The following is an 8,650-nucleotide window of genomic DNA, read 5'->3' as shown; positions in this document are numbered from 1 at the left end:
CTCGTAGGGCAGGCGAACCGAATCGTCCGCGCTCATGAAGTCCGTATTGCCCGACCAACCTGTCGCGATGGCGACGCGTCCGCGCGCCATCGCCTCGGCAATGGTCAAGCCAAAGCCTTCCGAGCGGTGCGGCGACAGCAGAATATCGCAGCAGCCAATGAGATCGAGGCTGTCGCGATGGGGCATGGATCGGTCGATGGTCACGATCCGCGGGTGACCGGCGATCACGTCCCTCAGCTTTGAGCCAAAGAGTGGAAATTCGGTGATATTGCGCGTCTTGACAACAAGCACGCAGCTCGCGTCATCACCGACAGCATCCAGGAAAATCTCGACGGCACCGAGAACATTCTTACGGTAAAAGCTTGACCGGCCGTCGCCCATGACCAGCGTCACGGCCTTGTCTTCAGGAAGGTTGAAGCGCGACCGCTGTGGACTTGTGAGCTCGGGCAATGCGATGAAATGCGGAGCCGTCTTGACGGGGATCCGCACCACTCCCCGAACGGTTTCGGTGACAAAATCGCTCGGCGTCCAGATTTCGCTCAGGTAGCGCTCCGCATCGCCCCAGTTGGCCGGCAGCCGTGACGTCTCCCAGGCCCAATAGCCGACCACGCGCCACTGCCGGGGCCGCAAGAGGCCGAGCGAGAGCAACGCCGGCACGGTCTCGGGTGCATTGGCGTGCAGGATCAACGTCCCCATGGGCGCCTTCGGCATGTGCGACAATTGACGGTCCGGCGCCACGTCAACCTGCTGAAACGTCTCACTGAGATCGACGCAGATGGGGGAGTGGCCGGCCCGCTCAAGCGCGTCGGCACTCAGCCGCGCCGACTGCCCGATCCCGCTCGCCGTCTGGAAAAACCCGGCGACAACAATCGGGCCTTGCCGCAGTGCCGCTTTGGCATGGCCCGCGATCGGGTGACGCAAGGGACGCGCAAGCATCTTCACCCGGGCGTGGCGGAAGGCCGTCCGCGCGGCGGATCTGAGCGTTCTGCGAGCCAATCAATCACCCCCCGACCGAGACGACGCCACCTGCGTGATGCGCACAGTGCTCCTCATGGGTACCGCGAGCCTGATGGTAACGGATCGGATCATCTGAATCCACACGAACGCGCGGCCGACCCTGCAATCCGGCAAGAGGGCCACGATGCAAGGCCTTGTCAAGGCGACGCGCGCGTGCAACTGAGGGGCCGGCGACAGCCTCAACCGCGTGGTGGCGATGAACCTTGCGCAGACACTTCGAGCGACACCCGCCTGGCGCGTTCAGCGGTGGCTGTATACCGCCTGGTTCACATTTCTGGTGCGCTACCGGCGCACCCTGCTGGGTCCGGTGTGGTTGCTCGTGGGGCCGACACTGTTTGTCAGCACGCTCGGCATTCTGTTCGCCCGCATTGGCGCTCACGAGCCTTCGGTTTTCGTGCCGCATCTCGCCGTGGGGCTGGTCACGTGGACGCTGATATCGGGCTTCGTGACCGGAAGCACCAGTGTCTTCCAGAGAAATCGCGCGAAGATCCTCCAGGGCGGCCTGACCGTGGTCGATATCGTCATGGTCGAGGTCGTGGCGACGGTTCTCTTATTCTTGCACCAGATACCGCTGATCGTCGGTGTGTTCATTGTCATGGGCGTCAGCTTGACCCCCTACGCGGTCGTCAGTCTCCTCGGCTTGGCGCTGCTTTTCGTCAATGGGATCTGGCTGACGCTGGTCTTCGGCGTCCTCGGCGCGCGCTACCGCGATATCACCGAAGTCGTTCAGGCCGTCATGCGCATCGCCTTCCTGGCGACGCCCATCATTTGGATGCCGGGCGTCGGCGGTAAAGCTGGCGTCATGGGCGTCTTCCTCATCTACAACCCCTTTCACCACTACCTGGAACTCGTGCGCGCGCCGCTCCTGGGGACCCCGATTGCGCCGCTGAGCTGGGGCGTCGTACTCACGATCACCGCCGCCGGCTTTGCCCTGGCGCGCCACTTTCACACGCGCTTCGCGCGTTACGTGCCGCTGTGGGTTTGAGGCCAACGTGACAGTCACCATGGAAACACGCCCCCTCCTCGAAGCGGACAAGTTGTCGCTCAGCGTGCCGATCTTCCTCCCCCAGGACCGCAAGCTTCTGTCCGACCCTAGGCGGTTGCTGGCCGATCTTTACCTCTCGCGCACCCGGCGGGGGGTCGCGAGCATCCTCAATGGCATTTCATTCACCCTAGCGCCGGGCGAGCGGCTCGGCCTGATCGGCTCCAATGGCGCAGGCAAGAGCACGCTTTTGCGGGTTCTGGCGGGGATCTACGCCCCGAGTGGCGGCCGACTGACCGTCAACGGCACGGCCAGCGGTCTCTTCGATATTTCCATGGGCATGCTGGCCGAGGCCACGGGGCTTGAGAACATCTACTTGCGCGGACTGCAGATGGGGCTCACCATCGGCGAGACCAAAGCGCGCATCCCCGAGATTATCGAATTCTCCGAACTCAGCGAGGCGATTGAGAAACCCTTCAGCACTTACTCCAGCGGCATGCGCCTCAGGCTCGCCTTCGCCATCTCCACCATGGTCGAGCCGGATATCCTCCTCCTCGATGAGTGGATCGGCGCCGGCGACGCCAGCTTTCGCACAAAGGTTGAGGGGCGCATGGAAAGCCTCGTCGAGAAAAGCCGCGGCCTGGTGCTTGCCACGCACAGTACCGGCCTCATGACATCGCTTTGCACGCACGGAATGGTGCTCGATCAGGGCAGGGTCGCCTACCTCGGCGACGTGCAGGAGGCAATGGAGGTCTACGCCGAACAACGCCAAAACAAGTCCGTATCATCTGCCGGGCCCTCCGCCCCAGAGCCATCGACGTCGGCCACTTCTGATAATTAAAGCAAGAGCGGTTGCGGAGAACAATATCAACGGTCAAAACAAATGCCGTCTCGGCGATTGAGCGGCGGCACGAAAAGCCACGAAATAGTGGACACGTCTTGCGCCATTCGCTAGCGGTACCCATGGCCAGTGGTTTCCACAAGGTTGCAGACACTGTGGTTCCGGCGTTGGCGCACCGGCTCGGTGGCCTTCGCCTCTGGCGCATGCTGCCGGTGAAATGGCGCACAAGCCTCACGCAATCGCTTCTCAGCCCCCGCCTTGAGCTGTCTCAGTCGCGTCCGGCGGCGGCCGGTCCACCCTATGTCCTGTGCGGGCGCTACCGGAGCACTTCAAGTTTTGGCTGGGCAATGCACGCAACCGAGCGCGTGCTGCGCAAACAGGGACATGATCCCGCGGTCATTGACACCACGGCGTACTGGGAGCCCGCCTCGGAGCGGGGGCTTGCCCTGCACGAACCCGAAACCGAAGCCTTGGACGCGCCCGGTACCCTGCTGGTCCACGCCAACCCGCAACATTTGGGGCACGTCTTCTCGGTCCTGCCGCCATCGCTTTACGCGAGCAAATACATTGTCGGGTGCTTCGTGTGGGAATTGGAGCGCATTCCCGAGGATTGGCGGAAAGCCGCAGATTTCGTCGATGAAGTCTGGGCGCCCAGTACCTTCGTCCGAGAGGCCTTCGTGCGATCGGGCTTTTCCCGGCCCGTCAAGACGGTGCCGCACGAACTCGCGTGTCCCTCCGAGCTACACGATGTCCGCAAGCGGTTCGGTCTCGATGAGGATGGCTTCCTCGTCCTGACCGCCATGAACCTGGCGTCGGGTTTTTCACGCAAGAACCCCGGAGGCGCGCTCAACGCTTATCTGAAAGCGTTTGCCGAGGAGCCGACCAGGGCCCGCCTCGTCGTCAAACTGCACGGCACGCCGCTTGCGCCCGCCTGCGCCCGGGCCCTCCGGGAAAAGTCAAAGGCCAGCGGTTGCATTCTCATCGAGGAAGACCTCGACGACGCCGAGATGTGGTCACTCATTCATTCCTGCGACTGCGTGCTTTCGCTGCACCGCGCCGAAGGCTTCGGCCTCCTGCTCAAGCAGGGCCTGATGCTCGACAAGCCCGTCGTCGCAACCGGGTGGTCCGGCAACATGGACTTTATGCACGGACCGAACGCCTACCCCGTTCCCTACGATCTGGTGCCGGTCCGCGCACCCGACGACAAGGGGTATGAACTGCCGGGATCAAGGTGGGCGGAGCCGGACGTCGACGCGGCCGCGCAAATGCTGCGCCGCGTCTACCAGGAGTGGCGGAATCGCAGCTCGAAGCCCCTGTCATGAGCATGAGAACCCAACGGCAAAGCGAGGGATCACGGCGCTGCTCGCTGGAATGCAACGCGCTTGAGCGGGCGCGAGCGCCGGGCATCCCGGGGCACGGATTATGAGGTCATGCCATGCCCACGCACAAGCCGTTGCGCATTGCAGATTTTGGAGTGACGGCAGGCGATTTCTGGCGCCGGCAATCCCGCGTGTCGCTGGAGCCTGGCTGTCTCAAGCGAGGCAATTATCAAATTGAACTGCACACCGGCGCAGCAGCCTACGCGACGCTCGAAGTTTCCTTTTCCGATGACGATCACCCCCCGCTTCAATTGCCGCTCAGCGTGCAAGGCGACAGTCAGATGTCCTGCGCCTTCCGCCTGCACGCGCCAAGCCGTGCCCTGCGCCTGATTTTCGAGCCGCCGCTCGAGCCCTCTGAGCTTGCCGCGCCTCGCTTGTCGCGGATGCCATCGCACGCTCTGTTGGCTCCCGCCATCCGCAAGGCATTCGCCCACCTGCATCACCCCACGGCCCTCGCCAGGCGCGTTTACGCCATCGCGCGAGGGGTGAGCAGTGTCTCATTGACACCGCCGCATTTGGTGCAAGGCCACCATGCCGCGGCCGGCCTGCGGACGCAGGCGATCATGGAACGCGCGCTCGCGCGCGCCCGGGCCGAATTCGCAGAGCGCAGCCTAAGGCACCGCGCACTGGCGATTTACGACACGCGAACGAATTGCCCCGCGGCGTTCCTCGATTTTCTGCAAGGCACGCCGGTCAACGACGCTGACGGCCCGGTCAAGGTCCTGGTGCTGGAGCACGCCACGGCACCACTTGATGCGCAGGCGCGAAGGTTCGCCGAAGCGCAGGGGGTAGAGATCCTCCGCCTCGAAGGAGAGGATGTGGCTCCGTTCTCCATCATCGGACAACGGCCAGACCCGATCGATGCGTTCTTTTTCCTGGAGCAGCCCGGCACCTTCCACCCGGCAGCCATTCCCGCACTCCTCCTCGCGCTCGACGATCACCCCGACGCCCTCGCCGTCTACGCCGACGCCGACCGACTGTCGCAGGGCGGAACCTGTAGCGACCCAAAGCTCAAGCCCGGCTGGAGCCCGACATTCGCACTCGCGGACAACTACGTCGGACAGCCCGTGCTGTTTCGAAACGACAGCTCGCTTGCCAATGAGGCGCGAGCAAGCACGGATCCGCTTTGTCCGTCGTATGATTTGTTGCTCCGTATCCAACGCTTGCGGCCAATCGGGGGCATCCAGAACGTGCCCTGCGTGCTCTTTCACAAACGCGTCGATGGCGTGAGCCAACGGTATCAAGACCGGGTTCGGGAGGCGGAAGACAAACTCGTCGGGGACCACCTCGCTCGCATGGGCCAGCCGGCCGCGGTCAATTCCGTGACCGGGCCCACCGGCCGGACAGTGCGTCACATACGGCATGACGTGGACGATGCGAACACAAAGGTGTCGGTCATCATCCCCACGCGCGACAATCCGGACATGCTGCGCAAGGCCATCGCATCGGCGCAGGCAGGTGGCTGGGGGAACCTCGAGGTGATCATCGTCGACAACGGATCCGAGACCTCTTCACAGAAGACGACCCTTGACAACTTGCGCGGAACGCCGGGCGTGACGATCCTCTCGCGCCCCCAGCCCTTCAATTTCTCCCGGTTGATCAACGCGGGCCGCGAGGCTGCCCGTGGCGACATCCTGTTGCTGCTCAACGATGACGTCGAGGCCATCGAAAACACGAGGTGGCTGAAAGAACTCGCCTCACTGAGTGCACAAGACGAGGTGGGCTGCGTCGGCGCGCACCTTTTCTACGCAGACGGCTCGCTCCAGCACGCGGGCATCGTCCTCGGCCTGCACGGATCGGCGGGACACATCTTTCGCCACACCCGGGCGGAGCAATTTGCCGAATTGAATAAGGGAGAATGGCTTGACGTAAGCCGAGAGGTGTCGGCCGTCACCGCCGCCTGTCTTTGTGTGCGGGCCAGTGTCTTCGACGCCGTTGGCGGTTTCAACGAGAACCTGCCCGTGGCCATGAACGACGTCGATTTCTGCCTGCGCGTCCGCGAGGCCGGTTGGCGGAACCTGGTGACCCCGCACGCCCGCCTGACGCATCGGGAATCGACGACGCGCGGGCTCGACATGACGCCGGCCCGCCTCAAGCGGCTGGCGCGCGAAAATGCACGGTTCCTTTCGGAGTGGGGCCCCGGGGTCCTCGACGATCCGAATTATCATCCGCACCTGTCCCGCTTCCATGAGGACGCGAGGCTGCGTACGGATGACTGATCTCGGACCCTACGCGTTCCGCCCGTAGTCGTCCTCGTAGCGCACGATATCGTCTTCGCCGAGATAAGGGCCGGACTGCACCTCGATAAGGAAGGCCGGCAGTCTGCCCGGATTGGCGAGCCGGTGCACCTCACCCAGGGGAATGTAGGTCGACTGGTTTTCGGTCAGCGTGCGGACTTCAGTTCCCACGGTAACATCGACCGTCCCGCGCACCACCACCCAGTGCTCCGCGCGGTGGTAGTGGCTTTGAAGGGACAACTGGGCGCCCGGCTTGACCATGATGCACTTGACCTGGAACCGCTCACCGTCGCCCAGTCCCTGGTACCAGCCCCACGGCCGGTAGACGCGGGTGTGAAGGTCGACTTCGGGGCCACCCTCAGCCTTCAGTTGCTCGACGACGCCCTTGACCTCCTCGGCATGATCCTTGGAGGCAACCAGAACGCAATCCTCGGTGGCGACGACCATCAGGTCGCTGACGCCCACGAGGGCCAGGCGCGCCTTGTCGGAGTAGGAAAAGCAGTTCTGCGCGCCGCGGAACAGGCTCGCCCCGTCGCCCTCCGCGGCGTTGCCGTCGCCGTCCTTGTCCATGGCCTCCCAAACAGACGGCCAGGACCCCATGTCGCTCCACGACGTGCTCAGTGGCACGCAGCGAATGTGCGCTGCCTTCTCCATGATCGCGTAGTCGAGCGAGATCGCCTCCGCCTGCGCGTAGGGCGTCTCATCGAGACGGAGGAAATCGAGATCGGTCTGCGCACCCGCCAGCGCATCGCGGGCCACACCCAGAATGCCGGGCGCGTGTTCCTCAAAAGCCGCCAGCATCGCATCTGGCCGGAACAGGAAAATTCCGGCGTTCCAGTAAAAGTTGCCATCGCTCACGTAGCGCTCGGCCGTCGCCAGGTCCGGCTTCTCCACGAAGCGCTTGACCGGTCGCGCCAGGGTGTCATCGCCTGGCGCGGTTTCGATGTAGCCGTATCCGGTGTGCGGCCGGCTGGGCCTGACGCCGAACGTCACCAGCGCGCCACCATGGCACGCCTTCGCCCCCGACTGGATGGCGCCGGCAAAGAGTGTGGGGTCGTCGATCAAGTGGTCCGACGGCAACACGAGGACCGGATCCGTTTCCCCGCCCTCCGCGGCAAGCAACGCCGCAACCGCCACCGCCGGCGCCGTGTTTCGCGCCACCGGCTCCAGGACAATTCGCTCCGCGCGCGTGCCCCCCAATTGCTCGCCAATGAGGAAACGGTGCTCGTGGTTGCCCAGGACAATGGGCTCTGAAAACATGCCCTGGCTCAGCCGCTCGCACGTCAACTCGAACAGGCTGCGCCCATCGAACAGGCGAAGGAACTGCTTGGGATAGGCGCGGCGGGACAGAGGCCACAGGCGCGTGCCCGAGCCTCCGGACAGGATGACGGGTCTGACGCGCATGCACTACCCCCCGGAATGGAACCCCCCACCACCCACGCGGTTCATGAGCGCCTTGCGATCAGGCTGGCCCGGGCGTGAGGCGCGGTCACTGCTTACCCATGTATCGAAAATAACGTCTAATTCACAACAGCGGCCGATGCAATCAGAATGCAGGAGAGAACCGTCGCCGCGCTCAAGTCTGCGCAATGACTGAAAGCTAGCTAACAACATATGGAGGGGAAATACGTAGGTATTGCGTACAAGCGTCGGCGATCAGCGAGCGAGCGGTCAAGAGACCGTGTGGCATATATGCACAAACGCCAGAAATAGTCTGGCCCATCGGATGCCTCGGATGGCCAAGACCGAGGATTTATGCTTTGGGTAAATGAATGTGTAAGCGGGTTGGGTGGATTCCAATGGACAAGGCAAAGCACAAGCAAACCCATCAAGAGGCACACGCCGAGGCCTCGGGCGCCGATCAAGCGACGCAGCAGGTGAGCGGCCGCAACAATCGGGCGGGCAACCACGAGAGTGAGCAGAGCCAACGCCCCTGGCTGCGGTGGGCGGGCGGCACCGGCTACCTCGTCGACGGCATTGTCTCCTGAGGCCGCCCCCTGCGGAGGGGGCACGCTCCTCCAGGTTCTGCTTTAGATTGGCGCAACGCTCGAAGCAGCGTCCACTGGCTGCCGCGTTTGCTCGCAGGCCCCGGACGTCAGGTCCGACATGGCAATGACGGGCAACCAGCAGGCCGCATCCGGCACGCCACTCCTCAACGGGACGCGCCGCGCAATCAACTGGCTGCGCGCGCCCT

Annotated in this window: 7 protein-coding genes; 5 read left to right on the top strand and 2 right to left on the bottom strand. The window is 63.8% G+C overall.

The genetic code is table 11. The features are described 5' to 3' along the window. A partial coding sequence (locus tag AC52Q4_RS08100) for a glycosyltransferase (protein WP_495536290.1) occupies positions 1-936 on the bottom strand: 936 nt, incomplete at its 3' end. A gap of 277 nt (positions 937-1,213) precedes the next feature. On the opposite strand from AC52Q4_RS08100, the gene AC52Q4_RS08095 reads away from it, so the two are divergent. From AC52Q4_RS08095 to AC52Q4_RS08080, 4 genes are all read left to right on the top strand, one after another. Continuing rightward, complete coding sequence (locus tag AC52Q4_RS08095) at positions 1,214-2,002, top strand: ABC transporter permease (RefSeq protein ID WP_495536291.1); 789 nt, start codon at positions 1,214-1,216, stop codon at positions 2,000-2,002. Between the two features lie 19 nt (positions 2,003-2,021). Continuing rightward, complete coding sequence (locus tag AC52Q4_RS08090; RefSeq protein WP_495536289.1) at positions 2,022-2,840, top strand: ABC transporter ATP-binding protein; 819 nt, start codon at positions 2,022-2,024, stop codon at positions 2,838-2,840. A gap of 203 nt (positions 2,841-3,043) precedes the next feature. Continuing rightward, entirely contained in the window at positions 3,044-4,162 is a 1,119-nt protein-coding gene (locus AC52Q4_RS08085; RefSeq protein ID WP_495536288.1) for a glycosyltransferase family protein, read from the top strand. A gap of 113 nt (positions 4,163-4,275) precedes the next feature. Next, positions 4,276-6,438: a glycosyltransferase family 2 protein gene (locus AC52Q4_RS08080; protein WP_495536287.1), complete on the top strand. Its 2,163-nt coding sequence runs from the start codon at positions 4,276-4,278 to the stop codon at positions 6,436-6,438. Positions 6,439-6,447: 9 nt separating this feature from the next. On the opposite strand, the gene AC52Q4_RS08075 is transcribed toward AC52Q4_RS08080, so the two are convergent. Then, a complete protein-coding gene (locus AC52Q4_RS08075; RefSeq protein ID WP_495536286.1) occupies positions 6,448-7,860 on the bottom strand; it encodes a mannose-1-phosphate guanylyltransferase/mannose-6-phosphate isomerase in 1,413 nt (470 codons plus the stop codon). A gap of 395 nt (positions 7,861-8,255) precedes the next feature. On the opposite strand from AC52Q4_RS08075, the gene AC52Q4_RS08070 reads away from it, so the two are divergent. Continuing rightward, a complete protein-coding gene (locus tag AC52Q4_RS08070) occupies positions 8,256-8,444 on the top strand; it encodes a hypothetical protein (protein WP_495536285.1) in 189 nt (62 codons plus the stop codon). The last annotated feature ends 206 nt before the right edge of the window (positions 8,445-8,650 follow it).

The organism is Nitrococcus sp. (assembly GCF_059432795.1).
This window is presented reverse-complemented; position numbering and strand designations above follow the sequence as displayed.

Excerpts from the sequence above, each read along its gene's own strand:
- AC52Q4_RS08075 (WP_495536286.1), bottom strand. The coding sequence starts at position 7,860 with ATGCGCGTCAGACCCGTCATCCTGTCCGGAGGCTCGGGCACGCGCCTG.
- AC52Q4_RS08080 (WP_495536287.1), top strand. The coding sequence starts at position 4,276 with ATGCCCACGCACAAGCCGTTGCGCATTGCAGATTTTGGAGTGACGGCA.
- AC52Q4_RS08085 (WP_495536288.1), top strand. The coding sequence starts at position 3,044 with ATGCTGCCGGTGAAATGGCGCACAAGCCTCACGCAATCGCTTCTCAGC.
- AC52Q4_RS08070 (WP_495536285.1), top strand. The coding sequence starts at position 8,256 with ATGGACAAGGCAAAGCACAAGCAAACCCATCAAGAGGCACACGCCGAG.
- AC52Q4_RS08090 (WP_495536289.1), top strand. The coding sequence starts at position 2,022 with ATGGAAACACGCCCCCTCCTCGAAGCGGACAAGTTGTCGCTCAGCGTG.
- AC52Q4_RS08095 (WP_495536291.1), top strand. The coding sequence starts at position 1,214 with ATGAACCTTGCGCAGACACTTCGAGCGACACCCGCCTGGCGCGTTCAG.